The following is a 25,178-nucleotide window of genomic DNA, read 5'->3' on the forward strand; positions in this document are numbered from 1 at the left end:
GGATTATCCGGTCAGGCGCTATCGGCTGGACGCTCGGTGCCGTAAAGTCGCCAATGGACCAACTGCATACCCCTGTCCTGCGCAAGATCTTCGGCCGCCTTCTTACCGGCCGCGAGGTCGGCGTTCTGGCTCCGTAGCTCCCGGTTCTCCCGCTGAAGCTGGGCGATCAGACGCTCGCGCTCAATCTCTTGTGCCTTCGCAGCGTCGATAGCTGGCTGCAGGGCAGCAGTCAGCGCGTGGTGACGGCGCTCATACCATTCGAGCCAAGCTCGAAGGTGAGCGATCTCTCCCTCATAGTCGCGTCGAGCGCGGATGTCCGTTAGTGTGGCCCCCATATCCCGGATGAACATGGCATCCGTGATAATATTGGCGGCAGTAATTGCATCACTCATTGTCTTCGCTGCCTCCGCTACTATCGGTGGTTGCGCGCAGTGTTGAGTCCATGGAGCCCTCGGCTCCTTGGCTCGACGGTCCACCAATATACCCGGCGGGGCCACGAGGCAAACTTTGTTGCGAACCACGGTTTGCCCCATCTTTTATCGACTGCATGCTGGCGCCGAGTGCCTGGCGGCTGCCCCGGGCAATTTGGTCACCTGGCCCCCACGCAGCCTGCTGGTAGAAGGCCTCGTGATCGACCCGATTGGCCGGTGCGAGCCCGATGAGACGGGGCAGGTGATGCGGGATCAACGTCACCATCCGGAAGGACATGAGCGCGGCCGTCACATGAAGCATGACGAAGATGTTTACGAGAACGACGACGCCGATCATGTTGGTCACGAACCAGCCGCCGTCCAGCACGAAGCCCGTGGCAATGCCGAAGGATTGGCGGATCAAGAGCGACATACAGTCATAGACAAAATAGCTGAGAAACAGGCCGATCACCATGAGAACCGGCCGGAACATGACGTTGAACAAGAGGCCCCAGCCCTCAATGCCCCGGCCGTGCAGCCCTTCGCCCCCGAAGGTCATGTGAGCCAGCATCCAGAGCGGCACCGCCACCATGGCCTCGCACACCAGGATGATCCAGCCGCACACGCCGGCCATCCAGAGGACGTACGGGATCATCGGCAGCACATAGGCGATGATGATCCCTGGAGCCAAAATGGCCGTTAACAAGGCAAAAATCGGTATCGCGAGGAAATTCACCAGGGCATGCCCGGCCACGGTCGCGGCAGCACCACCCCATTGGAAGGTCAGGACCTGGTAGACCGTCATGCCGGCGGTCGCGGCCTTCGAGGCGAGGAGCCCCGCCGCCACGAAAGCGAGCAAGGCCGTGTTCATCAGGGTTTGACCCAGCCCCATCAACCCGCCGAACGGGTCGGTCCAGGTCTGATTGCTCGGCAGTAGGAAGCTGACGATATGATTCAGCGTCCATTGGGAGATGTGCATCGAGTTGAAGATCTGTTCGAGCACCGAGCTGCCCTGCTGCTCGTTCGTGATGGAGGCGAGCGTCGTTGGCACGCCCGAGGGCGGCTCCGACTGATCGGTCGTGGTTGCGGTCGTGCGTAGGGTAGACATGTAGGCGCTGGCGGCGCTGACCATCGGCGCCAGATCATAGGACATCGACTGTCCGATGCCCTCATATGTCGGCGAGGTTACATCCGGGGTCGCATTCAGGAGCGACAACGTTGCTGCATTTAACCGCGCGATTTCCAGGTAGTAAGCGCCAGCCGATGTCCAGCCGAGCGCCGATTGCTGGGTCTCGCTCGTTTCCAAAGGAGACGTTCCATCCGCTTCCGCCTGTTGTGCCGTCAGCAAGTCGAGATTGCCTTGGCGGGCGGCCGTGGCATTGCCCTGGATCGCACTATTGATCGCCGATTGCTCGCTCGTTGCCGTCGTCTGGAGTTCCTTGGTGTAGTCGTTGACGGCACTCGTGTAGATCGATTGCAGAGACGACAGCGCGGAGCTGTTTTTCGTCTGGTAGAGGTTGGTCGCGACGTTCTCGACTTGCGAGCGGATGTCGCCGTTCAAAACATTCTGCAGAATCGCCTGCTGCACCCCCGCCATGTTGACGTTGACACCTGCGACAGTTGTCTGATTTTTCGGAGGTTCGTTGACCGTGACTGAGCCGCAAGCCGGGTCGCCCGATTCATTGCCTGCCGAGAGGCTATAGCGCCAGGTCACATAGGAACCGTCCGTCGTATCGGAACCGGAGACAGGCTGCGGAATGGCGACCAGGTTGCTACCGCCGGGGTTCGCAGAACCGCCGGCGAGGTTCACGAGGTCCATGCACAGCTCGGAACTGATCAGGCCCGAAACCACGTCGCCCGTTCCAGGTATGACAGGCTGGGCGATGATCATCGCATCAGGCCCGACCGATTGCACCGCGTTGGCATAGAGGGCCTTGCCCATGCCGACCCCCCACAAGGCCGCCTGCTCGACGAGTTCCTGTCCTGCCGAGAATCCCGTGCCGAGCGGGAACATCATGACGGCGGCGAAGCCGACGCGCACCACGAAAATCCAAGACTGGTTGCTGCCGAGGATCTGTGAGCTTTCGGCCGCCCGGTGGATCGTCATGATGGTGTTGTAACAGACGAACGCGCAGGCGATGGCAGCGACGTAGCCGGTGAATTGACCAATGATCTGGCCGATGACGGTGGCTTCGCTACCGGTCGAAGTCGCGGTGGTCGTCGTGCCGATCGAGGCGCCGGTCGGGAACAGGCTTTTAACGACCTGCGCCGCCCAGTCATTGCCGGGATCGAGCGCGGACCAGCTCACATCATAGGGGTTCGTCGTCTGCGCAAAGGCAGGCCCCGCGATAACCGTGATGGCGAGGACGAGGAACAGGAGAGTGCAAATTCGCATGGCTACCTCGGGGGATTTTCCCCGAAGCTGCCATGCGAGATTGCGAACGGCGCCCCGAAAAGACCTTAGATCGGCGACGGGCCTGGTCGGCTGGCGTTTTCCGGTCCCGGTGGCGTGAAGAACGATTTTACGGCCTCGACGGCCTTCTGGATGATCTCAGCGGCCTGCTTGGAAATGTCCTCGAGGCTGCTCTTTCCTTCGCGCCGCGATGGCGTGCTTTCGGCTTTATCGCCGATCTCAGCATCGAGCTGCTGGAACTTGGCGGTGAGATTTGCCGCGTCCGGCCGGCGCGCGATGATCTGTTCCACCCCGGTCCTGGCCTCGCCGTATTTTGCCAACGCCTCGGCCGCCTTGTCGTAGGCGCTTGCGAAGCCCTTCTCCTCGACCAGGGCGGTATTGAACTGCTGCCGTAGATCCTGGTAGCGGCCACCGTCGCGCATGCCGGCCATGACGCCAGACATGCCTTCAGGGTCGGAGCGTGCGGCTGAGGCGATGCGGTTCATGATCGTCGCCCCGTCGCCCGTCCGGAAGCCCTCCATCGCATCCAGCGCGGCGCGCCCGGCACGCTCGGCATTCTGGAGACCGTTGTTGTCACGCCCTTCGTTCACCCGGGATTCGAACGCCGCCAAACGGCCCGCGAAGGGTTGAGGGGCGGAATCCCACGGTGCCGACGCCCCGCCGCCAGTGACGTGTCGGACAACTCCGTTGATGTGATCGAGAACTGTAGGTTGACGCACATGCACGTTTGCCTGTTGAGCGGCGGCCTGGGCCCGTGCTTCCTCCTGGGTTCGGGCAGTCTCCTCTTGGCCTTTCTGCGACGGCCGGCCCTGCCTCGTTCCGGCCTGGCTTTCCGGGCTGGCATCGGCACCATCTGGTCGATCTGTGCGGGCGTTGTTGGGAGCGATCGTCGCCTCGCCTTTAGGGGCCTCCGGCGGGGGAGCGAGAGGTGGGGCGCGATCGGCTTGCCTGACCGCATGTTCCAGATGGTCGAGACGGTCCCGAATATGATCGGTATTCTGGTCGGTCTGCCGGCCAATTTCCTGTGCGGTTGTGCGGAGATCGCGCACTAACTCCGGATTGCTGATGCTCGGCGTCGATTGGAGAAGTGCGATCATGCGCTCGTTTTCAAGACCTGGAGCCGAACCCGCAAGTCGGACCATGTCGGACCGGGCAGCATCGGAAAGGGGGAGCTGGTGGCCCAGCGCCTTCTCGACATCTTCAGTCGTCCTGGCAACCGAATGCTGGAACTCAGATTGATTTGCTCGCAAGGGTTCCGAATGTTCGTTGCGGAGGATGGTAGTTGTATCGGCCAGTTGCGGACTACGTTCGCGGATCTCATTCGCGTACCGGCCAGCCGCGTCCAGCATCTCCTGTGTAGCCGGTTGACGTGGTTCCTGAGCGCTGCCGCCCTGATCGTTATCTGCCATTTTACTGTTCTTCCCTGTTAGTTGCTGGTGCCCGTCACAGTCGGCGTGGGCAATGTCGAGGTCGGCACGTAGTCGTGCTGCGTATCGACGGCGAGATGAGCGGCCTCGAGCGATCCGCGCTCCAGGCTCGTCTTGTAGATCTGGAATTGAAGATAATTGTTGAGCGCCAGTTCCGTGGCGATCTCACGCTCGACTGATGGCGGGGGCATGCTCTGGAGTTGAGCTGCCCAGGTTTCGTCCGACACGCGGCGTTCTGACTCGATTTGAAGCACCTGAAGCCAGGAACCCTGCGTTTGTGCCGTCAAACCCATATTCGTCAGATAGGTCTGCTGAACAGCCGTCAACGGAACCGTCTGTGATTGTTCGCCAACAATGTTGTCGAGGAATGTTTGCGCCGCCGATATCCTGGCGTTGTAGGCCCGGCGCGCAACTTGCGCGTCCTGGCCTGCTAGTGACGTAAGCTGACTGCCACGCAGCGGCGCCGGCGCGACCGCCTCAATGAGATTTGTCGCGTAATCTTTCGCCGCTGTGAGAGCCTGTTGGGTCGCATAGGTGCCACCTGCAAACAGGGTCGAGAAACTCTGGTCGGTGTCGGCGGTGGTTGCGTTCGCAGTGCAGGGAAGCCCGGCCGCCTGATCGTTCGCGTCGCAATAGCCGCCGACATGTTCTGCGTTCGCCGCCGCTGCCCCCTGTGCCTGGCCATAATAGGACGGCATGGTTGGCCAACCCTGATCACGCTCATCCTGGATTTTGGCAATCGTGTAGGCGACCTGAAACGCTTGGTGGGCCGCCGATTGTGTGCTCACGCCACCATCAAGTGCCGCGCATTGCGTCGGGCTTACGGTTTGCTGGTCGCGGATCTGCGCGTCACGGAGCTGTAACATGTATTGCCCCATCGCCTCGTTCGACGCGTCAGCTATTTGTTCCTGCGCACCTATCTGGGCCTTTGAATAATTCGCGTTTTGCGTGAAGCCTTCCTGCAACAATGTATTCGTACTGCCGAAGGTCGTGCTGCCGATCGCGGAAGAAATTGAACTCTGGATCGTCTGCACTGCTTGGAGCACGCTGAGGATGCCGCTCTCTTTGGCGAGCGTTTGAACTTCCTCGGCGATCGACGCGGGATCGATAACAGGCAAATCGGCATAAGCGGGTGTGACGTGGAAACCGACGGCACCGATCACTATCCCGACGACCGTCGCCCCGAAAAGGGTACCTTTGCGCATGGCCGTCTCCTAGAAGGTGCCGTTGATGTTCTGCAGGGCTGTGTATCCGGTCGGATACATGCCGTTGCCGGTGATGTAGAGGCCGGTGCCTGAGCCGTTTGTGCCCACGCCGCCGCCGAGTGTGCCGATGGTCGGGCCGCCACCGCCGAAGGTAAGTTTCGGACAGGACAGGCCGCCGCCAAGACCGCCGAACCCGAGATTGAACCCGGTAATGGTCAACCCGCATTGCACATTGCCCAGCCAGGAATTCCAAGTTTGCTGGACAGCGCTGCAAATCTGGCCCTCGACCGTCTGGAGCAACGAGGTCGGGTTCAACAAGTTCGTCACCAGATTGAGGCCGACGCCATTGAAGAAATTGTTGAGGCAAGAGAGGCTCGTCACGCTTTTAGGCTGCGTGATCGTGGTCTGATCGGCCGCCATGCGGGCCGTCATGCCGTTCGCGGCAGCCTGGGCGAGCGCTGCGCAGCCGACGCTGCCGGTGGTTGTGGATTGTGCGGATGCGGGGGAAGCGGACATCGCGGAGACCGCGAGGATCGCAGCCGCGGCGATGCTCTTATACATTGGAGGACTCCTTGTTGGCGGTGTCCGTCGCCGACACCAGTTCATCCATTCGCTCGATGGAAATCAGTCTTTGAAGCGTCGCCTGGCGCGCGATCGTCGTGACGGTCGCGAACAAAGCGCGTCCTGCCGGGGTCTCGTGTTCAAGCAGGGCGTCCTCAATGGTCAGGTGACCCGACAACCCGGTTGCCCTGAGCCAGTGGAAAAACGTGAGCGCCCGTGCCGTGCCGACCTGGGCGAGGACAAGCTGGATATCGCCCTGAAACGCCCGATCCAGCAGAGCGGTGGAGAGAGCATCAGGACTGTGCTCGGCGATCTGCTCAAGGATTTGTCCGAACTCGACCAGCAGGCCAGTTGCCTGAACCGAGGCTTCGATAGGCCGCACGGCGGGGGGCCATGCATCGTCCAAGTGGACAGGGCGCACCGCATCCAGCCAGTCGGTCACAACTTTGGTTCGCAGGTCACGCATCGCACAGCTCCTTTCACGGATTGCGGGGAGCATCGCGCGCGGTTCTGCGAACGGCGCTATTTTCTGATTTCGACGGCCATGTGGGTCAACACGAGATGCAGGCCGAGCGGCTTGATCGCCTCGCGCAAATCCTCGTTCCAGCCTTTCCCGCCCTGCCAGGAGACCATCGATGAGGCGCTGACACCGGGTCCGTAGGTCACGCGCACGGCAGCAGGTACGATCTGGCGGCAGGCAAAAGCTAGTGGCACGTTGTTGCCGAACCCTTTGGCCACCATCCAGTGCCACGCCGGTTTTTGGGGCGTTTTCGCTGCCAGATCCCCGGGATCGACAATCGGCGCCATGCTGACCGGCTGCGATGCAACCGCAGCGGGTGCAGCACTCTTCACGACGAAATCCGCCCGGGCGGCCGGACTTTTCGCGAGCAGTGTCACCGTGAGGAATGCCAAAAGGATAGTATTGCGGTAGATAGTCATCACGCGCCTCCGGCTAATGCGTCAGGCGAATGGTTGAGCCGTTTTTTTGCGAATGGGGATTGCGAAACAGCGATACGGCGGGGGATAAAGTCCCATCGTTTAACGCTCGCGGTCTGAGGAGCGGCATGACTAGGGCATTGCTGCATCTGCTTTTTGTTGGAGGAGTTGGACTAAACCCTATGGCCAGACAACCAAAAGAAAATGCTCCACCGGACGAAGAACTTGACGAAATCATCCGCAACATTGCGGACCGACTTGCGGCCGCCCGTAAGGACCGTGGCCTGACGCAAGCGGCTCTTGGAGCAATGGCGGACATGACTCAACAGCAGGTATTCGGATTAGAGCAAGGCACTTCGAACGTCACAATACGTACGCTTGCCCGCGTCGCGAAGGTCCTGGATGTAGATCTTAATACGCTATTTAGCAAAATTGGAGCCAGTTCCAGCACCAGACTTGTAGAGGCGTTGGAATCATTTCGCACTTTACTTGAGGAACGCGCTGAGCAAGAGCGGGCTTTCCGCCGAGAGATAGGGGAACTGATAGACCGAGCAAGCGCGAATGCCATTCGCAGGGAGCCAGAGCAAAAAGAGGGCGGCGATGGCTGCCCGTCTGAAGCAGGGGCCTGCTCAGGGGCGATTAAAAAACAGTAGGAGATTTGTTTTTAGCTTGAAAAACATAAAATAGGGTTTTAAGTCTTCCCTCCAGTCCCTGACTGGAGGTTAATGTGGCGTTAACGGGCGTCCGGAAAGTTGAGGAAACCAGGGTGGCGCCTCCGGCGCTGCCCGATTTCCATCAGCCTCCGCCCGCCACCCAGCACTACCCTCTCTTCGACCGATTGCTGGCCTGTATGGTCAGTGCGGGCCAAGGCATCCAGGCGCTATGCCTATTTCTGAGCTTGAGTCGGGCCGTCCTTGACGAGCACATCATCCGGCTGGGCATCGCCACACCACATGACCGTCCAATGCGCGGAGGCGGGGCGAAAGCGTGGTCTCTAAGAGACACGCTACGTCTGATTGTCTGGCGGCTCGCGGCCGTTCATCCCGATGTAATCGGTCAGAGGCTGGATACACCACGTTCAGCAAACGCCGTGCGCGCGAAGGCCCGCCGCCTTGGCATTCCCTGTCCTGACCGCAAAGCACTGCATAAGCCCCAACCAGACAGCTTACGTGATCCTGGGGTGGTGGATTTCATGGCCTCGATCATGCTCGCGGGCATCGAGCCGGGGCAGACGGCCGATGAGGCGCTGAAGCGTCTGCGTGAGAGCGTTGTGGTGAGCGCGGCCGAGGTGGTTTCACTTCCCGTCAAAGAGGGACGGCCGGCTAGGAAGCGCAACAAAGCGGCGGGACAGCGTGAATTCCCATTTTTCGGGATTGTTCCTGACCAGGCCGACCAAAAGGTCGCACAACCCGAAGTCCTCGAAATCCCTTCGACAGAAAATCAGGTCGATTTTAAGGAAAATTTGACCTGGTTTGCGGGCCTCAAGGGGCGAACAAAAGCTCAAACGAACCGCGTGGCGGTTTGGGTCGCCTTCATGCTCATGGCGGGCGGTCTCCATTATAAAGAGGCCGCGAAGAAACTCGGCGTCACACCCGCAGCGTTCCGGACGTTCAAGACCAACGTCGCCATTCCGAGTGACTCTGACCGTCGGAAGATGGGCGGCGTCTTCGACCTCGACGCCGCTGAAGCCACGCTCAAGCGCTCAGGTTATGAATTGAAGCGTTGTCTCAAGAGCGATAATTGGTTTTGGGCGAAGAAATCCGAAAAGGGTGTGCGACTTTCGCCACCGTTTCGCAGAGGTGAAAAAATAATCGGCGAGCGTGGTAACAAGTTCACCATAGTTACGCGCGCGATGCTTGATGCGGAAAATCGCATAAGACATGTGCCGTTCGCAGAAATGGCAGCCAAAGTGCCTGCATGATGCAAACATGTAGGCACTATCATGAGAAATTCCTCTAGCACAATTTCGCGACGGCTTTCCGATCCGGATTTCCAGGGGCTCCTCGTCAACCGTTGCCTCGGTCTGACGATCGCGATGGCCGCGCTGCTAGGGGTCTCGATCGCGCATGACGCCTGGCAGTGGACCCATCCGGTTCAACCGCGATATTTCTTTACGGATGGCAAGAATACGCCACGTCCTGTCGTAGCACTCGACAGTCCCATCGTGGATGATACACAACTTTTGCAATGGACTGTGGGAGCGGTTCTCGCTCCTTATAACATCGACTACTACAATTACCCTGCTGAGCTGAACACGGCGAGCCGCAAGTTCACGCTCCACGGGTGGAATACTTTCGCGCAGTCTTTCATCGGCGAGGGCAATTTCGATGAGCTGAAGCGGGCAAGGCTTTTGTGTCACGCGCAGTCCGAAAGGGCCGCTTTGATCCACCAGACGAGCTACCAGCAGGGTGCGCTCGCCTATGAGATCCAGGTTCCTGTCGTCCAGACCTGTGAAAACGTCAACCAGGCCAGCACGAACAGAATGATGATTACCGCGCTCGTCGTTCGCACAAATGCCGACGATCATCCAGACGGGCTGGCGATCGATCAACTCGTGGCAAGCCCGGAGTAGCCGTCATGGAGGGCAAACGGATGAGCCACGGGTTCATGAAACGAACACGAGACTGGGCGGCAAGCCTGTCGGTTCTGGCGCTGATGGCAGCGTCACCGGCATTCGCGCAATCAGATGGCACTGGCAATTCAGGGGTGCCGTCGCCGAATTCTGCGAACGGCAATGCCGCTGAGCAGCAGGCCGTTCAAAATGCGATCCCCCTCTCTCCGGAGGCAATCCAGGAACTGGCCAAGCGCTATAACGCGACCAGGCAAGCCGAGGAGCAGTCCGTCATTCCCATGGCGGCGCCGATGAGCCGGCAGATTAATGTCAGCTTCGCGCCCGGTGCGGCCGTGAGCATCATCCAGACGGTCAAGGGCTACCCCACCGCCGTCTCCTTCTTCGATGCCACTGGCCAGCCCTGGCCGATCCAATGGGATACGAACTCCGACCCGGCGGCGGTCTCTGGTGCGGCGAGTTGCAGCGCGCCCAACAGCCATGGTGGTCCGTCGGTGGTGGCGATCGGCTTCTTCGTCTGCACGCCCACCAAGGGCAGCAATGTCCTGGAGATCACGCCGATATCCCTCGCTCCGCGAGGCGGTCTTGTGGTGTCCCTGCAGAACTCGCCCAAACCCCTCACCTTCCTCATGATGGCGGGGGGCGGTCGGTATGATGCAGACCTTTCCGTCCATGTCGGCGATCGAGGCCCGAACGCACAGGTTTCGATCATGACACAGCCGGACGCGCCGGATACGGGGGCGCCATACTTGACCGGGATGCTCGAAGGCGTGCCGCCGGCGGACGCAACCCCGCTCTCCGTCGAGGGCGTCTCGCCAGACGAGCTGACGGCCTGGCGCCTGGGAGGCAATGTCTACATCCGCACGCCGGACACGCTGCTTTCGCCCGAGTGGACGGCATCGGAGGCCGAAGCCGGTACGACGGTTTACGCGGTCCCCAATACGCCGGTCGTGCTGCTCTCCGTCAACGGCCGGACGGTGTCGGCCCAACTGAAGGATTCCCAGTGATGTCGGACACTGCCCCCTGGTGGAAACCGAGCCTTAAGAGCGGAACGCTTCTCACGAGTGCCGGACAGGCAGGCCCGCGCCGCTTGTTGATCATCGGCGTCAGCGGGCTCGTCCTGGTAACGATGGCGGTCATCGTCATCAGCAGCGGCCATCATGTGCAACCGTTTTCCCAGGACGCGCATATGAAGCCGGTTGACCCCCTTCCAGGGGGGCTGCACACCACGCCCGAGCAAGATCAATTGGCCCTCCAGGCAGAAACGGCGGGCGCGAGCACGGCCCTCGCCAAGGGCAACTCCTATACGCCGCCCATCGCCCCGAGTGCTTCGGTTATCGTGGCTCCGACCGTGCAGGCGACGCAGCCATCTGCGGTGGCGTCGTTGCCGGCCCCGCACTTCGTGCCGCCACCCCCGCCGCAGGTCATCCCGGTGGAGGAGCCCGCCTTCCCGCCGCAGACGATCGCCGCCCCGCAAGCGGCGCCCCAGCCGATCCAGGCGACGCCCGTGGCTGTCACAGGTGCCAACCCGCAGGCCGTCGCGGCCTACAATCAGCAGATCGCCGATCTCTTTAGCCAATGGGGTGGCCGCCCGCCGGAAACGGATGTCGTCATGCCGCCGAGCGCGACACAGACGGCGAGCCAGCCGGTTGGGACAGGGCATGCCGGGCAGGCAGCGGATCCGCCCGGTAAAACAACCGGCAGCGCTTCGAGCGGCGCCGCCTCCGGGACAGTGCTCGTTCCGGCTGGCCGTGGCATCTACGCCCATCCGATCCTCGCGCTGAATTCCGATGAAACGAGCCCCGTGGTGATGCAGGCCGATAGCGGCCCGATCGCCGGGGACCGCATGGTCGGATCCTTCGAGCGTCAGGATGATCGCCTGATCATCCACATCAGCAGCATCGTTCATCAAGGCCAGGTGATTAGCTGCGATGGCGTGGTGATCGCGCCGGACACTATGGAAGCCTCGGTCGCCACGGGCGTGGACGAGCATTATCTCTCCCGCGTTATTCTTCCGGCGGCTGCGGCCTTCATCCAGGGGCTCGGGCAGGCGATTGCCACCACGTCGAATTCGGTGTCGGTGCTGAGCCCGTTGGGTGGTGCAACCACGGCGACCAACCTGAATTTCCGTCAGCAGCTTGGTGTCGGCGCCGGCACGGCCGGTGCGCAGGTCGGCACCTTTCTGAACCAGGCCGCACCGAAAGGGCCGACCGTTACGCTCGATGCCAATGTCGGCGTCGGTGTGATGTTCCTGACGGACGTGAAGACGCAGGCAAACCAGTAAAACCCGTTTACCGGTCAGGAAACTCTCTCCGTTCGCAAATCAAAGGGCGATGCTTCGGCATCGCCCTTTTTTGCAGGAGCAAACGGTCATGGATACACATGTCGCGGACCCGACCTTAGAAGATGTCCAGAGCTATCAGGCGCGTCTGCCGGGTGAGCCGGGGACCGATCGCCAGGAGAGCAGCGCTGAACCCCTTCGTGCTGGCGAGCGGACAGCGACCGCGACCACCTCCTCCAAGAACCGTCGCAAGAGCGGCTTGTTGTCCGGCGTGGCGATCATCGCCGTGGTCGTCATCGCAAGCGGCGGCTTTCTGGTGTCGCCCTACAACACCTTCGTCCCTTTCCCGCCCGCCTTGAAACTTCAGGTCGCTCAGCTTCTGCATGGCCATTTCGGCACCGGACAGCAGCGCGTCGCGTTGGCAACTCCTGCGCCCTCCCCGCCCCCGCTCGCCCATCCTGCGAGCCCGCCGGCCCACACTCCCCCGTCAGTGCTGCCCACGCCCCAGCAGACGGCGCAGTCCGATGTCTTGGCACCGTCAGCCGCATTGGCGGCCGTGAAAGCGCCAGCCGCGCCGGCGCCCGTGAAGCAGAGCCCCTACGTTCCGACCACACCGCAGGATGAAGTGGCCGAACTGGAGGGGCTTGCGGCCCCCAGCCCGGGGCAGGTGACGCCGGCGCCCACCTCCGCAGCCACGCCGGGGACCGCCGCTCAACCCAAGCTGCCGGCGACGGCCACGCAAACCCCGATCAAGCCGGTCCAGGTCGCGACCCAGGCGGAAGTTGTTCCGCCGGGCTATGTTCCCCATGAGCCCGGCGCGGCGCCGCAAAATGCTATCGTCACCCCGCACCCTGCGGTGCCTCAGACGGCGAAACCCGCTCCCACGTCTCACCCGGCGGTCGTGGTTCCGGTGACGGCGAATGCAGAGCCCACGCCCACAGCGCAACCTCAGTCGGCCGCGGCAATAGTAAAACCGCCGAGTGTTGCCACCCCGACCGCGGCGCTTGCGGCAGCAACGAAGCTCGAGGCCGCCCCAATGTCGCCATCCGATCAGATTCAGGTGCTCGAACTCGTGACGCAACTCGCGACACTCATCCGCGACGAACGTACGCAGATTTCCAACCTTCAGGCGGATGAGCAAAACGGGAACAAGGCGACGGCGGCGAAGCTGAGCGATTTCGAACGGCGTCTCGCTCTGGTCGAAGCCAACGCGGCGATGACCTCGGCTGCAAGCGTTCTCCCCTCGTCCCCGGCTGCCCCCACCGTTTCCCCGACGGTTGTGGCGCTGACCAGTGCGCGGGCGGCCTTGAAGGAGGCGAGCCAACCAGCGCCGGTTCACGCCCCTGCCCCCGCTGCGGCACCCGCACCGGCACCGCCGGCGACACCCGAGATCTATCGCGTCCAAGCGGCTTCTCCCGGTCTCGCCATGCTTGCGGAGGTTGATCACAGCGGCGGCGACGGCGCGCAGATCGAGGTCCAGGTCGGCGACACGATCCCTGGCTATGGACACGTCATCTCGGTGACGCAGCGCGGCACGAACTGGGTCGTCAAAACCGATAACGGCCTCATTCAGTAGCTCCGAAAGGGAGGCCCGTCATGCAAGGCCTGATTAATTTTGCTACTGCGATTGCCGACAGCATCGCCGTGGCACTTCCCGCCTTCTGCTATCTCTCGGCATGCGGCTGTTTCATGTTCTTCGCCTGGTCGCTTTGGCGCTGGTCGGAGCCACATTCCCGCTACCAGCATCACCGCATCGACAAGCCGTGGGTGCCGTTCATTTCGCTAATCTTGAGCGGGGTCTTTGCAAGCTTCCCGCATTTCCTGACCATGGCGAATGTCAGCGCAGGCACCAATATGACAATCGGACTGACGAGCTACGCGGCGACCACGCCGCCGAACGGCTCGAACCTGATGGGCGCGACGCCGGACGCGACAGTCGTCAATGTCGTGCAGATGTTTCAATACATCTTCGAAGCCTTTGGCGCGTTCTGCGTCTATTGGTCGATCCTGCGTTGGCGCAGCATCGTCAACGGCGCGGCCAATGGCTCGCTCAGCGCGTGCAGCGTGCAATTCGTTTTCGGCGTTCTCTGCATCAACATTCTGACCGTCGCGACTGGTATCGAATCCTTCTTCAATACAGGCGGTTAAAAAACCGAAAACTGTGCTGCCGTTCGCAGTCTCCTGGATCAGCCTGATGCGTGAGGGGCCTTTCCCTCATCAGTCAAACAGGAGCGTTTTCGTGAAACTCATCCACACACATGCACGGGAGGCCACGTTCAAGCGTGGTGGGGCCGTGCTCAATACCAAACCGGCCAGCTTTTCCCTCAAGCTCGGCCTCGGCGAGCTGGGTCGGAAGATCATGCCCGCGTTTCTGCTCGCCAGCGGCAGTCTGCTCGCCTTCGCCGGTCACGCCATGGCGCAGGCGACCTCGCCCACCGGTGGTCTCGGCGCGCAGGTCAACACGATGTCGAGCGAGGCGATCAACTCGGGCGGCGAAGCCTTCGGGATGGGCTGCTATCTGGCCGCAGCCCTCTGCTTCGGCTTCGGCGTCTGGGCGCTCTGGCAGAGCCGCCAGCCGCAGAACCGTGAGAGCGGCCATATCGGTCGCGGCATCGCGGGCCTGGTCCTCTGCGGTCTGTTCGCCACGGCCGGCGTCTGGATCGGCAAGGCCTCGATCTCGGCCTCCGGTGGCGCTGCCACCGTCAATACCACGCCGCAGATGGTCCAGTTCGGCCAGGGCGGCTGAAACGGCACCGGCCTGCTCGCGCGGACGCTCTGCGTTAGCAGGCCGGTTCTACTTCACGGAGGTCAATACGATGGCTGTTTCTGGTCTTGAAGGCTCCCTGACGACATCGAACAGAATTCTCAGCGGGCGCCTAGCGGGCGTCCTCTTCGTTCTGTCGGTCGCTTACATTTCCGTCGCAATGACCCGGGCGCCCGAGATCAGCGCCATCGCACGAGGCATGTTATTTCCCATGAAACTGTTCCTGGTCGCCTCGGCGCCGACGGTCGGCGGGATCGCCTTCCTGTGGTCCGACCGCGCGATCAGCGATGTGCGGCGCCGCAGTCTCATGCGTATTCTCCTCGTGCTGCTCTGGGCGTTCGCAAGCGTGACCCTCGTAAGCCTCCTGTCATGATGACCCTGCGGCCCTTGTTGTTGTCGCCGGGCAGGACCGGCGCGCTGTCTTGCGACGATCCGGTCTCCACAACGGAGGCGATGTGCTGTTATTGCGGCTGCGATATCGGCAAAGGCCGCGACATGGTCGGCAGTATTGAAGGCGAAGACTGCGTTCTCTGCGCGCTCGTGCAAAATCTTGTGCGTCCGCGCATTGATGAGGAAGCCTGCATCGTGTGGGTTCCCGAGCTAAGTCAGCCAGCGGTGAACGTTATGATCCGGCGCGTGCATCTGACGCTCCGCGCCCACAAAGAGCGCGTCGAGACCGATGCCAAACCGACGAAGGCCGTGGGCATAATCCCGGCCCTTTACCATGTGGCGCAAGCACTGCTGGACCGACGGCGTGAAGCGGCGGCGCGCCTCGGCACGTCATCACCGTCAGAATTGGCGGACGCTCTGCTCCGACTGCCTGCGGACGCTTATAGCGGCCGCGACAGGTTGCTGGGCGGCGCTCGGCTTTTGCCTCTCGGCAGACTCTATGACGGATCCTCGGACATTTATCCGGAGATCGTGGATAGCTGGGCGGCAAGCCGCCGTGCCACACGCAATTAGATGGCGGGAGACCAATGATGCTGAAAAGTCTTGCGACCGGACTGGCGAATGTCTCGCTCATCTTCAAACAACCCTTAGGATCGTTTTGCGATATCGAAACGTCACACAACGATGCGCTGATCGATAAGCGCGGCAATTATGTCACCTGGGTCCGCATCGACGGCATGCAGCGTATGGCAGAACGCCAGGATTACGCTGGGATCACTGAGGCGATGCGCCTTGATCTCTCGGGCGCGTTGGAAGCCAGGGGACATGCCATCGTTGGTTGGTACATCTCCGACCCGGACGCGGCGCTGGTCGAAATCGAGCGCGTCAATCTGACATCGTGCCGCAATATCGCGAAGGCGCTCGGTCTTGAGATGGACGGCATCCTGAGTGAACGCGCTTTGCTCTGGCCGAAACTCATGCGGTGGGAAGCGGCTTATTTTATTCTTTGGACGCGGACCTCCGTCCTGACCAAGGAGGAGCGCCGCCAACTCAAACACGAATACGCAGAGAACGCCCGTAACATTGGCCGTGTCGGCAACACGCAGCGTCTCTATCTGCGTAGCGACGTTATGTCGGCTCGCCACTCGGCCTTTGTGACGCGTGTCACGTCGGCGCTCCGCGCCCATGACGTGAGCGCGAAGCTTGTTGATCCTCACGAGGCCCTGCGCATGTCGCGCGAGGCGATGTATCGCGAGATGGCGGCGTCCGAATGGCGGCCGAGCCTGCCGGGTGATGGGTTGATGGCGCGCTGCCCCGAGGATGGCGACAGACGGCCTCCGGCCGAAAACGTCCTCTGGCCACCGGTCCGCGACCAGCTTTTCTATGCCGACGCCGTCACACGCGGGGGGCAACGGGTGGATTTCGGCGAGAACGCCTTCGGCCCCATCGATATGGAAATTGGACCCGAAGATCCCCGTCCCTTCGTTGAACTGGCGGCGACGCTCGGCCAGGATCGCATCCCCTGGCGCGCGTCCTTCCTGCTCGAAGGTAGCGGGCGATCGGCCATGCAAATGAAGGATGTTGGTGCGTCCTTCCTGTCGATGTTTCCAGGCAATGCCGATCTAAGGCGCGCGCTCGCCTATGTCGATGAATTGCGTCGCAAGGAAAACCATATCAGCGTGAAGTTGCGGGCCAGTTTTGCGACCTGGGCACCGGCTGATCAGCCCGCCAAACTTCGCCGTCGCGTCTCGACGCTCTCACAGCGGATCGAGGGCTGGGGCAATACCAAGACGACGGCAGTGATCGGTGACCCGCTGGAAGGTGCGATGAGCAGTGTGCCAGGCTTGGCTCTCGGCTCGACGGCCAACCCGGCACTTGCGCCGCTCAGTGACGCCCTCGGGATGCTCCCTTGGAGCCATACAGCCTCCCCCTGGGACAGCGGCAGCGTGCTGTTCCGCCGAGCTGACGGCGGTATCTGGCCCTATGACCCATCGGGCGGGAGGGTGCGGCCCCTGACCGTTGATATTTTCGTAGCACCGCCGGGTTCGGGCAAATCCGTGCTGGCGAACACGATCAATATCGGGCTCTGCCTGAGCCCCGCCGTCATGGGCACCAATGGCGCGAAGCTGCCGCTGATTGGTAAGGCTGATATCGGCAAGTCCGCTGAGGGATTTGTCAAACTCGTGCAGGAGGCACTTGGCCCGAACCGGAAGCATGAGGCGATTTTTTCGTCGCTGTTGTTTGCGCCGGGCTATGAGTTCAACATCTTCGATTTGCAGGTCGGCTGCGAATACCCGCTGCCGCTCGAAAAAGCTTTCCTACAAAACTTCCTCGCGCTGGCAACGACTCCGCCCGACCAAAACACGCCGTTCGAAGGCATGACGCAGTTGATTTCGCTGGTCATCGACGAAGTGTATCGGAACTGCACCGAGCTGGGCGGCGGGGCGAAGAACTATCATCGGGGCGTCGATGAGGAGGTGGACCAGGCGATCGAAAAGCTCGGCATCGAACTGCATGATGAATCGCCTTACTGGCGCGATGTCGTGAATGCCCTCTGTGATCGAGGGGAATATCGACTGGCGGAACGCGCGCAGCGCCATGCCGTCCCGATCCTCGAGGATCTCATCGGCGCCGTGCGCTCCGACCAGGTCAAGGACATGTTCGACAGCTTGCGACTTGCTGAGACTTCTGAAAAGGCCTCGCAGATCTTCGAGCGCTACATCTCCGATCTGATCCGCCGCTATGAGACCCTGAACGCGGCGACGCAGCTTGATTTCGGCCCCGCGCGAATCATCGTGCTGGATTTGCAGTATGTGGCACCCGGCGGCAATTCGGCGGCGGCTAATCGCCAGACCGAGATGGTCTACCTTCTGGCCCGCCACATCCTCGGCCGCAATTTCTTCCTGCACCCGGAATACATCAAGTTCATTCCAGAGCGTGTCCACGGTTACCACAAAGCTCGGATCACCGAGATCTATGAGACGGTGAAGCGGATCGATTACGACGAGTGGCACCGCACTCAGGGCAGCGTGCTCGTTCGCGCCCAGGCCGAGCTGGATGTTCGAGAAGGCCGCAAACACAACGTTCAATTGGGATTTGCCAGCCAGCGGTTGTCGGACATGGGCGACGGCATCATCGCGCAATCAACCGGTCGCTTCGTGCTGGGCGCTGATGACCAAACCGAGCGCGAGGCAATCATCGAGCGCTTTGGACTGACGGAGGCCAGTGGCAAGATCGTGCGACATCGTCTTACCGGGCCGCGCAGGGACGGCGCGCCGTTTCTCGCAATACTTCGCGCCGAGTCCAAGCATTACGAGCAATTCCTCATCAACTCGCTCGGGCCAGTCGAACTCTGGGCGCTGTCCACGACGCCGGCTGACACCAGCCTGCGCAACCGGCTCTACGATCGTGTCGGGTTTACCGAAGGCCTGCGTCGTTTGTCGAAGGTGTTTCCTGCCGGTTCCGCCAGCGAGGAGATCGAGCGGCGCACCAAGGCGCTCATGCGCAAGGGCGATGCCGCTGACAACGTCAAAGCCGGCGTTATCGAGACGCTCGCCTCTGAACTCATCGAAGGGCGTGGGCTTGGTTTGGTTCTTCGACCGCAAGACGAACCCTCACCAGCCAACGACACAATGCCTGTCGCGGCGGAGTAGTGGATGGGCGTTGTGGACAAGACGATTTGGCGTGACGAGCCTCAGTCTGATCGCACGTCGCCAAGACCATCTGGCATAAAGCCTACGCGGCCCCAACCGATCCGTGACGCGATCATGCGCTTCATTTCGCAGCCACGCTCGGCTGGAGAAATCGCTGAGCATATCGAGCGGCCTGTGCCGACCGCCACGGGTCATCTGCGCGCGATGATGGAACGCGGTCTTGTCCGCAGGATCGCCTTCGGCACCTACGCTCTTGCTGACTATACCGGGCCGGCTGTCCGCATCCCACAGCGGCGCTCCCAATCGACAAGGGAAATGCGCAGCACCATCCGCGCCCACCTGGGCGATCGGTGCAGCGTGCAAGGGCTGCATCTGCGCACCGGCATTCCGGAAAGGGCGGTGCGTGTCACGCTACGGGATCTCTGGTTTTCGGGGTTGCTCGAAGGAGATGAGACGAGCGGCTACCGCCTGGTCAAACACCTACGACAATCCTGATGCCAGGCGCGAGTACAAAGATGCCGTTCGCAAAATCACCGCTTAGCCTTCCGAGCATGGAGGCAGCTATGGCGCATCTCACAATCAGTCTTGGGGCAGCCTTGATCGTCCCTTTCAGCATCCCTCGTGGATGGAATGGCCATCGGCGTGAGCGGGCATGGCGTGTCCGCCTCCGGTGGCAGGCGCTGTGTGAAGCTCGGATGGTCGCACGTGAGCGGGAAGCTGAGGGAAAGCGCATCCGCTTTCCCAGTGCTCACTCGTCCGGAAAGTCGCTGCAACAGAGCGCACTCGGTTCCGGGAGGGATATCTGGTCATGAAACACGGTCTACTCGGTCTTTTGCTTGGCACGGCCATGCTCGCGGGTTGCGCGGCGCCGCTCCACCCGGTGCCGACGACGGTGGAAGCCGCCGGCATGCCCAACCCCGAACTCGCCCTGCAGAAAAGCATCACGAATGTCGATGACGAAATGTCCGAATTGGGCGAGATGAACCCTACGGCCGCGTCGGCTCCCGCAGTGTCGCAGCCCGTGCTTGCGGACCCGCTACAGAAAACCGTCTCCTTTACCTGGAATGGTCCGCTGGACGGCGCGGTTTCCAAGTTGGCGCTGAGCGTCGGCTACACTTTCTACGTCACGGCCCCGCAAAACGCGCAGCCGCTGAATATTTCGATCTCGGCCAACTCGGAGACTGCCTATCAGGTCTTCCAGCAGCTCGGCGCCGATGCCGGTGCAAGGGCCACGGTCCAGGTCGATCCGCTCCATCATCAGGTCCAGGTGATCCATCATGCGTAAGCTGCACGCGACCGTCATGCTCGGCACGATGTTCATATCCCTGGGCACTGCTTCTATCGCGGATGCCCAGACGAATTCCCTCACATCGCCCGCCGTCCCGCCCTTCCCGAGTCCGGCGCAGATGGAGCAGAACCTTCCGACACTCGGCAATCCGATCAACCAGCCCATTACGGGCGCGTCCGAGGATCCGCTGGTGGTTGGCACCGAGGCGCCCCCATCTCTGGAAGCCTTGCAGGATACTCGTCCAGGCGACCAGCCGAACGATGGGCTCTCGGCCAGTCGCCAGGGCACTTTGCAGACGGCGGCCATGACCTACGGCGCTCAGGGTGGACTTGCCGCCCGCAGTTTTGCGCTCAACGAGATGTTGCGGCGCTACGAGGCGCAGCTCGACACGACCTATGATTTCGGCGCGCTGGTGCTCCCGGTGAAAGGCGGACAAACCCTGATGCGGCCCCCAATCGTAAGCGCCGCACAGATGGCCTTCGCGCTCGGCGACAATGGACAGGTCGCGAGGGAGACGTCGTGCATCTACGAGATCACCCGCGAGGCGCAGCTCGCATCCACGCCGCCGAATTGGCGGACCTATCTGGTGCGAAGCTGGGCCACGCCACGGCGCCCGACCGACGCCGCACTCCCGCGCACCAAGCAGGAGGTCGCCTATTGGGATAAGTGGGTCGCTGAAGGCTGGGCTGACGGCGAGACGCAGGCCGATGAGATTTTCCTGTCCGACCTCGGCCGCTTGCAACGCGACATGGTCGGCATGGCCCGCTATCGGGTCCTGTTGCGGGCCAACCTGGTCGAACAGCCCGTGCTCGCCTTCAAGACCCAGGCGGCGGACGGTGGTCGCGATAGCCTGCATATCAACGACCAGGTGATCCGGATCACCAACCAGCCTGGGCTTCAGGGCAATCCCGGTCATTGGACCCCCGGCGCGGGGTGCCCGCAATGAGCAAGATGCCTGAACTTCCCCGGCAAGAGAACCAGGGAGCGGAGCAGAATAAGGTCGAAAGAGCCTGGCCCTACCTTCCGCTTTCGCCAATCGAGCTTCGGGTTGCACCGCCCGGCCGCGGCCGGACGGTGCTTGCAAAGGCCCTGCCAGCGGAGAACCGCGATGTTTGACGGGGCCGATCATGGCATGGAATGGCCCGACCGAGATCGCAAAGGGCTGCGCTGGGTCGCGGAAGCGCGCAAAAGCGCGCCCGGTCTCGACTCCCTCCTGACCTGGGCCTACCAGCAGGGGGCGTCGCGCGTTCACTTTCAGACGGGACATCCGGTCTGGGTTTCCGTCCACGGTCAAAATCACCGCGCCACCGAATATCCGATCGACGAGATCGAGTTCAGCCATATCGTCAACCATCTCTATGGCGCCGATGCGATGGCGCGGCTCCAAGGTGGCACCGACTTCGATACCGCTTATGCGATTCAGATTGATCGCTCGACCCGCCTGCGGTTTCGCTTGAACGGCACGTCCACCAGGACCTTCCGGCAGACCGGCGGCAATGTCGTGCTCCGTCCGATATCTGATCTTCCTGCGACCCTTGAGCAGCAACTCGTCGAACAGGGAATATTAGAGGCTTACAAAATCCGGCAGGGGTTAATTATCGTAGGCGGCGCAACGGGTTCCGGGAAATCAACCCTGATCGCCGGAATGACCGTCGCAAAACTGCTAGAACCGGATGGACATTACAATATCGTCGAAGGGGCGGCGCCCGTCGAGTTCTTGCTCGAGCGTGTGCGCGGCCTCACATCGACGATCAACCAAAGCGAGATCCCGCGCGACCTTCCAAGCTTTGCGGCCTTCGTGCGCGGCGCGATGCGGCGCGAGCCGACAGACATCAATGTCGGCGAGTGCCGCGACAGTGAAACCATGGCGGCTTCCATCCAGGCGGCAATTTCCGGGCATGTCGTCACCACGACGATTCACGCCAATGACGTAGCACTGACGATGCAGCGTATCACGAGCCTCTGCCCGAGTGACGAACGCGACAACCTCGTTTCGGCCATCGCCCAGTCGCTGCGCCTTGTGATCAACCAGCGCCTCACCCGGTCCGCCGACGGACGGCGTACCGCCCTCCGTGAATTCCTCGCTTTCGATTCTGATCTTCGCCGGAAGTTTTTGCGCTGCGACCCTGCCGAATGGCCCGAACTCACTCGGGTCGCAGTGGAAGAGCGCGGCCAATCCTACGCGAAATCAATCCGAAACGCTCTCGAAGCGGGGCGGATAACGGAAGAAACCGCTGCCTTTGAATTAAGGGAGATCGGCTGAGATGTGGCGCAACACAGGTCAACCCGTCCGGGTTTTGATGCTTGATGCACGGGCCTGCCTGCCGGTGGTGTTGGCCGCCGTCTACTGGTCATGGCCGACGCTCTACATAGCGATCGCCGGCTTCGTCTTCTTTTCCCTCATCTCGTTTTTCGGCCTGACGCTACCCGCCCTGGTTCGGACGGTACGGCGGTGGACTGCCGGGAGGGTGAGGACGGCGGTGCCCGTCTGGCGGCGGAGGCGTTATTCATGAGTGCCGTCGATCTGGATCGTGTGGGCCGCACCATGCGCGTTCTTCTGGAACGCTCTGGACGCCTCGTCGTCTACGATGACCCGGCAAGCCGTTCTCGCCTTGAGATCAGTGCAGCAGCCGCAAGTTCCTCTACCGGTTTCCTGCCGGCGTTTTTGGTCGCGGGCGAGGCGATCTGGCGAGAGATGACCGGCAAGGGGTTTGCCCTGCAAATCGCGCGCGATGACCGGTCGCTTCTGGGCTACCGGGCAGAGGGAATCGGGGCCGGGACCTATGCCACGGTCATGTTGTCCGCGATGGAGGCGATGCACCAGGTCTCTGGCGGCGGCCCCGTCGTCGTCAGCGACTTCAACAATCTTTGGCGCGCCGCTGTCGGCCGTTTGGAACAGGCGCCGACCAATCCGCCGGCCGGGCGTGCGGGGATGGACCGGTGAGAAGGACCGCTTGCGTTATGGCGCTGTCGGCCCTGTTCGCGGGCTCGATTGCTGAGGCGCAAGCCGCGCAAGCGGTCTCCCTATCTCCGGCCACGATTCAATCCTGCATTCTGGCCGCCGCCAATCTCCACCGCGAGCCGCCGGCCCTTCTGCTCATCCTGCTGAATGTCGAGGGCGGAACGCTCGGCGCCGTTAGCCAGAACACCAACGGCACCGTCGATATCGGCCCTATGCAGGTCAACCAGATCTGGGTGCCGATGGTCGCAACCCATTGGCATGCGTCGAAGGACGCCACCTATCACGCGCTTCGCGACAATTTTTGCGCCAACCTCGAAGCAGGGTCCTGGATCTTGCGGCAGGGCCTCGACGAGGCGCACGGCGATCTCTGGGGCGGCGTCGCTTTCTACCACTCGCATAACCCAGTCTATCAGCAACAATACATGCTGTCCGTGCTGAAGCAGGCCCTGCGCCTGGAAGCGCTCCCGCGGAAGAAAACGAGCGCCCGCCTATCGGCACTCAACGCACCGGCCGGGCCACCAAAACAGAGGGGATGAGGATGCAACCGCAGCATGGTGGTGGTGGCCGCAGCTCCTGGCCGTCCAGCGATGACACCGCACTTTTCAACCTGATCATCATTCTCGTCGGCATCGGTGTCGGCTCGTATCTGCTCTGGACGAATTATCATGCCACGATCAGCAGCGGCGTGATGGCCGTGGTTCACACCGAGATCGGCTGGCTGGATCAGGTTACCGGACGCTTTCGTGTCGCCGATCAGCAGATGATGAACAGCGATCCCTCGGGTGTCACGCTCGCCGATCTCTACGGCATCCTCCATGCGACTGGCGCTTTCGTGCGGATTCCGGCCGCCGCTTTCATCGGCATCTTGGCTTTCTTCTGTTTCGTTCTTGCAGCCCCGTCCCGTTTCAAGCGCGCCTTTGATGTCGAGGGGCTGATCCGCGAGCAGGCGCTGCGGTTTCCCGGTGTGCGTGCATTCGTCCGGCGTAAGCTGAGCCTGGTGCGGCCCGACGAAAAAGCGCCACGTCCAGCGGATTACGCGCTGACTGCCAGCGAGTGGCTCGACCGGTTCGTGTGCAAGCCGGGCTCAGCCTTCGATGATCGACGCGCCTTCAATGCCCTCTCGATGCAGCTCGGTCCGACCTGGAAGGGTGTGTCCGACGCAACGCCGATCGTGCGCGTTCTCTTTGCGGCTTTCGCACTGCACATGGTCGAGCGCCGTGACGATGCCGTGGCCATGCTGGGGGAAATATCAACCGCGCTGGATTCCGATCGGAAGGAAGGAGGATCAGGACCTAGCGCGTATCTATCGGTTCCCGCCACCACGCTGCGTCGCGTGGATGAACTGCTCCGCGACACCCGGTGGTATGAGGAAGCGGTCAAGGTCGCGTCACGTCATGCGTTCACCGCCCCCGCCTTGATGGCAGTCTTGAACTATGCGCGGCTTCGCGCCGGGGTCTTGGCCCCAGCTCAGTTCGCTTGGACGAAGCTGATCGACCGGCCGCTTTGGTATGCCCTGCACTCCCTTGGTTTCGAGAGCGAGGGGCTCGGCCGCTACGCGCATCCGAATCCGCGCGTCGAGGCGGCCGGCGCGCGTGACCATTGGGCAACGGAACGCGCAGCCGGTAGTCCCATCCCTTGGCCATCGGTTGCGCGCGCCATTGATGCGCTTCGCCAGGCCCACGCGCAACGCGCCCAATCCACGGAGATTTAGACGCCCGTTCGCAGTTTCGCCTGCGAAGATCGCGGCATAGACGAGACAAGGAGTTGAAACGATGGCACTGATGACGTTCGACATTCCTGACGGCATGACAGCGCAGGTGATCGTCGGCACGCCCGATAGCTTCGCTCGTCGCGAGCCGTTGCAGATTGCCTACGAGCCCGCGCATCCCGAACCTCCGCATAAGCGCCGCTCCCGGTGGTTCATGTTGAGCGGCGCTGGCATTCTTCTGTTGGTCGGCGGGATGTTCCTCGGCGGCAGCTTGAAGCCGCGCAATACCGCCAACGCCGCGTTCGCGGCCATTCCCCCGACGGTGGCACCGATTCAAATTCCGCCCGACGGACCGCCGCCGGCGACAACGGCGTTCCCGCAGCAAGCCCCGTCCGCTCCGGCCGCGCCCCCGCCTCCCCCACTCGCCGCGTCGGGCAGCAATCCGCCGCCCGCGCCCCCGTCCGGCGCGCAAGCCGGCCAAATGCCGCCCGACCTCGCGGCCGATCTGAAGGCCCAGCCGCAGGTCGAACCTGCGCCGGGTCAGGCGTCCGGCCAGGGTGCAGCCCCGCCGCCTCCCCAAAACGCTTTCGGCCTGGGGAACTGACGCATGG

Annotated in this window: 27 protein-coding genes; 20 read left to right on the top strand and 7 right to left on the bottom strand. The window is 62.1% G+C overall.

Going from position 1 to position 25,178, the window contains the following annotated elements:
* Positions 1–11 precede the first annotated feature (11 nt).
* The 7 genes from ACELLULO517_RS22520 to ACELLULO517_RS22550 form a co-directional block, all read right to left on the bottom strand.
* Positions 12–392 carry a hypothetical protein gene (locus tag ACELLULO517_RS22520; RefSeq protein WP_227309687.1) on the bottom strand — a complete coding sequence of 127 codons (381 nt, stop codon included), beginning with the start codon at positions 390–392 and terminating at the stop codon, positions 12–14.
* A complete protein-coding gene (locus ACELLULO517_RS22525) occupies positions 385–2,805 on the bottom strand; it encodes a DotA/TraY family protein (RefSeq protein ID WP_227309688.1) in 2,421 nt (806 codons plus the stop codon). The genes ACELLULO517_RS22520 and ACELLULO517_RS22525 overlap by 8 nt, the downstream gene beginning before the upstream one ends.
* Before the next feature lie 65 nt (positions 2,806–2,870).
* Positions 2,871–4,232: a hypothetical protein gene (locus tag ACELLULO517_RS22530; protein WP_227309689.1), complete on the bottom strand. Its 1,362-nt coding sequence runs from the start codon at positions 4,230–4,232 to the stop codon at positions 2,871–2,873.
* A 17-nt stretch (positions 4,233–4,249) separates the two neighbouring features.
* Complete coding sequence (locus tag ACELLULO517_RS22535) at positions 4,250–5,455, bottom strand: hypothetical protein (RefSeq protein ID WP_227309690.1); 1,206 nt, start codon at positions 5,453–5,455, stop codon at positions 4,250–4,252.
* Between the two features lie 9 nt (positions 5,456–5,464).
* Positions 5,465–6,016, bottom strand: coding sequence for a hypothetical protein (locus ACELLULO517_RS22540; protein WP_227309691.1), 552 nt, complete (start codon positions 6,014–6,016; stop codon positions 5,465–5,467).
* On the bottom strand, positions 6,009–6,482 hold the full coding sequence (locus ACELLULO517_RS22545; protein WP_227309692.1) for a hypothetical protein: 474 nt from the start codon (positions 6,480–6,482) through the stop codon (positions 6,009–6,011). The genes ACELLULO517_RS22540 and ACELLULO517_RS22545 overlap by 8 nt, the downstream gene beginning before the upstream one ends.
* 56 nt (positions 6,483–6,538) lie before the next feature.
* Positions 6,539–6,955 carry a hypothetical protein gene (locus ACELLULO517_RS22550; RefSeq protein WP_227309693.1) on the bottom strand — a complete coding sequence of 139 codons (417 nt, stop codon included), beginning with the start codon at positions 6,953–6,955 and terminating at the stop codon, positions 6,539–6,541.
* Positions 6,956–7,134: 179 nt separating this feature from the next.
* Here ACELLULO517_RS22550 and ACELLULO517_RS22555 point away from each other — a divergent pair, with 179 nt between their 5' ends.
* The 20 genes from ACELLULO517_RS22555 to ACELLULO517_RS22650 all read left to right on the top strand — a co-directional run bounded on the left by ACELLULO517_RS22555 (position 7,135) and on the right by ACELLULO517_RS22650 (position 25,171).
* On the top strand, positions 7,135–7,605 hold the full coding sequence (locus ACELLULO517_RS22555; protein WP_227309694.1) for a helix-turn-helix domain-containing protein: 471 nt from the start codon (positions 7,135–7,137) through the stop codon (positions 7,603–7,605).
* Between the two features lie 113 nt (positions 7,606–7,718).
* The gene (locus ACELLULO517_RS22560) at positions 7,719–8,873 is read left to right on the top strand and encodes a hypothetical protein (RefSeq protein ID WP_227309695.1); all 1,155 of its coding nucleotides are present in this window, start codon (positions 7,719–7,721) and stop codon (positions 8,871–8,873) included.
* Between the two features lie 21 nt (positions 8,874–8,894).
* Positions 8,895–9,524, top strand: coding sequence for a DotI/IcmL/TraM family protein (locus ACELLULO517_RS22565; protein ID WP_227309696.1), 630 nt, complete (start codon positions 8,895–8,897; stop codon positions 9,522–9,524).
* Between the two features lie 35 nt (positions 9,525–9,559).
* A complete protein-coding gene (locus tag ACELLULO517_RS22570) occupies positions 9,560–10,528 on the top strand; it encodes a DotH/IcmK family type IV secretion protein (protein ID WP_227309697.1) in 969 nt (322 codons plus the stop codon).
* On the top strand, positions 10,528–11,805 hold the full coding sequence (locus ACELLULO517_RS22575; protein ID WP_227309698.1) for a DotG/IcmE/VirB10 family protein: 1,278 nt from the start codon (positions 10,528–10,530) through the stop codon (positions 11,803–11,805). The genes ACELLULO517_RS22570 and ACELLULO517_RS22575 overlap by 1 nt, the downstream gene beginning before the upstream one ends.
* Before the next feature lie 88 nt (positions 11,806–11,893).
* Positions 11,894–13,378: a hypothetical protein gene (locus ACELLULO517_RS22580; RefSeq protein WP_227309699.1), complete on the top strand. Its 1,485-nt coding sequence runs from the start codon at positions 11,894–11,896 to the stop codon at positions 13,376–13,378.
* A gap of 20 nt (positions 13,379–13,398) precedes the next feature.
* Positions 13,399–13,950: a hypothetical protein gene (locus ACELLULO517_RS22585; protein ID WP_227309700.1), complete on the top strand. Its 552-nt coding sequence runs from the start codon at positions 13,399–13,401 to the stop codon at positions 13,948–13,950.
* Between the two features lie 91 nt (positions 13,951–14,041).
* Entirely contained in the window at positions 14,042–14,548 is a 507-nt protein-coding gene (locus tag ACELLULO517_RS22590; RefSeq protein ID WP_227309701.1) for a hypothetical protein, read from the top strand.
* A 70-nt stretch (positions 14,549–14,618) separates the two neighbouring features.
* Positions 14,619–14,939, top strand: coding sequence for a hypothetical protein (locus ACELLULO517_RS22595; protein WP_227309702.1), 321 nt, complete (start codon positions 14,619–14,621; stop codon positions 14,937–14,939).
* The gene (locus ACELLULO517_RS22600; RefSeq protein ID WP_227309703.1) at positions 14,936–15,529 is read left to right on the top strand and encodes a hypothetical protein; all 594 of its coding nucleotides are present in this window, start codon (positions 14,936–14,938) and stop codon (positions 15,527–15,529) included. The genes ACELLULO517_RS22595 and ACELLULO517_RS22600 overlap by 4 nt, the downstream gene beginning before the upstream one ends.
* Positions 15,530–15,546: 17 nt before the next feature.
* On the top strand, positions 15,547–18,609 hold the full coding sequence (locus ACELLULO517_RS22605; RefSeq protein WP_227309704.1) for an ATP-binding protein: 3,063 nt from the start codon (positions 15,547–15,549) through the stop codon (positions 18,607–18,609).
* A gap of 3 nt (positions 18,610–18,612) precedes the next feature.
* Positions 18,613–19,104, top strand: coding sequence for a helix-turn-helix domain-containing protein (locus tag ACELLULO517_RS22610; RefSeq protein WP_406566287.1), 492 nt, complete (start codon positions 18,613–18,615; stop codon positions 19,102–19,104).
* A gap of 313 nt (positions 19,105–19,417) precedes the next feature.
* On the top strand, positions 19,418–19,894 hold the full coding sequence (locus ACELLULO517_RS22615; RefSeq protein WP_227309706.1) for a DotD/TraH family lipoprotein: 477 nt from the start codon (positions 19,418–19,420) through the stop codon (positions 19,892–19,894).
* Positions 19,887–20,843 (top strand): type IV secretory system conjugative DNA transfer family protein, encoded by a 957-nt coding sequence (locus ACELLULO517_RS22620; RefSeq protein WP_227309707.1) that lies wholly within the window; start codon positions 19,887–19,889, stop codon positions 20,841–20,843. Before ACELLULO517_RS22615 ends, ACELLULO517_RS22620 begins: the two co-directional genes overlap by 8 nt.
* Positions 20,844–21,005: 162 nt before the next feature.
* On the top strand, positions 21,006–22,160 hold the full coding sequence (locus ACELLULO517_RS22625; protein ID WP_227309708.1) for a type IV pilus twitching motility protein PilT: 1,155 nt from the start codon (positions 21,006–21,008) through the stop codon (positions 22,158–22,160).
* 1 nt (position 22,161) lies between these two features.
* Positions 22,162–22,410, top strand: coding sequence for an IcmT/TraK family protein (gene icmT / locus ACELLULO517_RS22630; protein WP_227309709.1), 249 nt, complete (start codon positions 22,162–22,164; stop codon positions 22,408–22,410).
* Positions 22,407–22,841 carry a hypothetical protein gene (locus ACELLULO517_RS22635; RefSeq protein WP_227309710.1) on the top strand — a complete coding sequence of 145 codons (435 nt, stop codon included), beginning with the start codon at positions 22,407–22,409 and terminating at the stop codon, positions 22,839–22,841. Before icmT ends, ACELLULO517_RS22635 begins: the two co-directional genes overlap by 4 nt.
* Positions 22,842–22,858: 17 nt before the next feature.
* Positions 22,859–23,395 carry a lytic transglycosylase domain-containing protein gene (locus ACELLULO517_RS22640; protein ID WP_227309711.1) on the top strand — a complete coding sequence of 179 codons (537 nt, stop codon included), beginning with the start codon at positions 22,859–22,861 and terminating at the stop codon, positions 23,393–23,395.
* 2 nt (positions 23,396–23,397) lie between these two features.
* Positions 23,398–24,570, top strand: coding sequence for a secretion/conjugation apparatus DotM-related subunit (locus ACELLULO517_RS22645; RefSeq protein ID WP_227309712.1), 1,173 nt, complete (start codon positions 23,398–23,400; stop codon positions 24,568–24,570).
* A gap of 61 nt (positions 24,571–24,631) precedes the next feature.
* Positions 24,632–25,171: a hypothetical protein gene (locus ACELLULO517_RS22650; RefSeq protein WP_227309713.1), complete on the top strand. Its 540-nt coding sequence runs from the start codon at positions 24,632–24,634 to the stop codon at positions 25,169–25,171.
* Positions 25,172–25,178 lie beyond the last annotated feature (7 nt).

Source organism: Acidisoma cellulosilyticum (genome assembly GCF_020621385.1).
GTDB lineage: Bacteria > Pseudomonadota > Alphaproteobacteria > Acetobacterales > Acetobacteraceae > Acidisoma > Acidisoma cellulosilyticum.

Coding starts and splice junctions, on each gene's coding strand:
- ACELLULO517_RS22520 (WP_227309687.1), bottom strand. CDS start 392: ATGAGTGATGCAATTACTGCCGCCAATATTATCACGGATGCCATGTTC.
- ACELLULO517_RS22525 (WP_227309688.1), bottom strand. CDS start 2,805: ATGCGAATTTGCACTCTCCTGTTCCTCGTCCTCGCCATCACGGTTATC.
- ACELLULO517_RS22530 (WP_227309689.1), bottom strand. CDS start 4,232: ATGGCAGATAACGATCAGGGCGGCAGCGCTCAGGAACCACGTCAACCG.
- ACELLULO517_RS22535 (WP_227309690.1), bottom strand. CDS start 5,455: ATGCGCAAAGGTACCCTTTTCGGGGCGACGGTCGTCGGGATAGTGATC.
- ACELLULO517_RS22540 (WP_227309691.1), bottom strand. CDS start 6,016: ATGTATAAGAGCATCGCCGCGGCTGCGATCCTCGCGGTCTCCGCGATG.
- ACELLULO517_RS22545 (WP_227309692.1), bottom strand. CDS start 6,482: ATGCGTGACCTGCGAACCAAAGTTGTGACCGACTGGCTGGATGCGGTG.
- ACELLULO517_RS22550 (WP_227309693.1), bottom strand. CDS start 6,955: ATGACTATCTACCGCAATACTATCCTTTTGGCATTCCTCACGGTGACA.
- ACELLULO517_RS22555 (WP_227309694.1), top strand. CDS start 7,135: ATGGCCAGACAACCAAAAGAAAATGCTCCACCGGACGAAGAACTTGAC.
- ACELLULO517_RS22565 (WP_227309696.1), top strand. CDS start 8,895: ATGAGAAATTCCTCTAGCACAATTTCGCGACGGCTTTCCGATCCGGAT.
- ACELLULO517_RS22570 (WP_227309697.1), top strand. CDS start 9,560: ATGAAACGAACACGAGACTGGGCGGCAAGCCTGTCGGTTCTGGCGCTG.
- ACELLULO517_RS22575 (WP_227309698.1), top strand. CDS start 10,528: ATGTCGGACACTGCCCCCTGGTGGAAACCGAGCCTTAAGAGCGGAACG.
- ACELLULO517_RS22580 (WP_227309699.1), top strand. CDS start 11,894: ATGGATACACATGTCGCGGACCCGACCTTAGAAGATGTCCAGAGCTAT.
- ACELLULO517_RS22585 (WP_227309700.1), top strand. CDS start 13,399: ATGCAAGGCCTGATTAATTTTGCTACTGCGATTGCCGACAGCATCGCC.
- ACELLULO517_RS22595 (WP_227309702.1), top strand. CDS start 14,619: ATGGCTGTTTCTGGTCTTGAAGGCTCCCTGACGACATCGAACAGAATT.
- ACELLULO517_RS22600 (WP_227309703.1), top strand. CDS start 14,936: ATGATGACCCTGCGGCCCTTGTTGTTGTCGCCGGGCAGGACCGGCGCG.
- ACELLULO517_RS22605 (WP_227309704.1), top strand. CDS start 15,547: ATGCTGAAAAGTCTTGCGACCGGACTGGCGAATGTCTCGCTCATCTTC.
- ACELLULO517_RS22610 (WP_406566287.1), top strand. CDS start 18,613: ATGGGCGTTGTGGACAAGACGATTTGGCGTGACGAGCCTCAGTCTGAT.
- ACELLULO517_RS22615 (WP_227309706.1), top strand. CDS start 19,418: ATGAAACACGGTCTACTCGGTCTTTTGCTTGGCACGGCCATGCTCGCG.
- ACELLULO517_RS22620 (WP_227309707.1), top strand. CDS start 19,887: ATGCGTAAGCTGCACGCGACCGTCATGCTCGGCACGATGTTCATATCC.
- ACELLULO517_RS22625 (WP_227309708.1), top strand. CDS start 21,006: ATGTTTGACGGGGCCGATCATGGCATGGAATGGCCCGACCGAGATCGC.
- icmT (WP_227309709.1), top strand. CDS start 22,162: ATGTGGCGCAACACAGGTCAACCCGTCCGGGTTTTGATGCTTGATGCA.
- ACELLULO517_RS22635 (WP_227309710.1), top strand. CDS start 22,407: ATGAGTGCCGTCGATCTGGATCGTGTGGGCCGCACCATGCGCGTTCTT.
- ACELLULO517_RS22640 (WP_227309711.1), top strand. CDS start 22,859: ATGGCGCTGTCGGCCCTGTTCGCGGGCTCGATTGCTGAGGCGCAAGCC.
- ACELLULO517_RS22645 (WP_227309712.1), top strand. CDS start 23,398: ATGCAACCGCAGCATGGTGGTGGTGGCCGCAGCTCCTGGCCGTCCAGC.
- ACELLULO517_RS22650 (WP_227309713.1), top strand. CDS start 24,632: ATGGCACTGATGACGTTCGACATTCCTGACGGCATGACAGCGCAGGTG.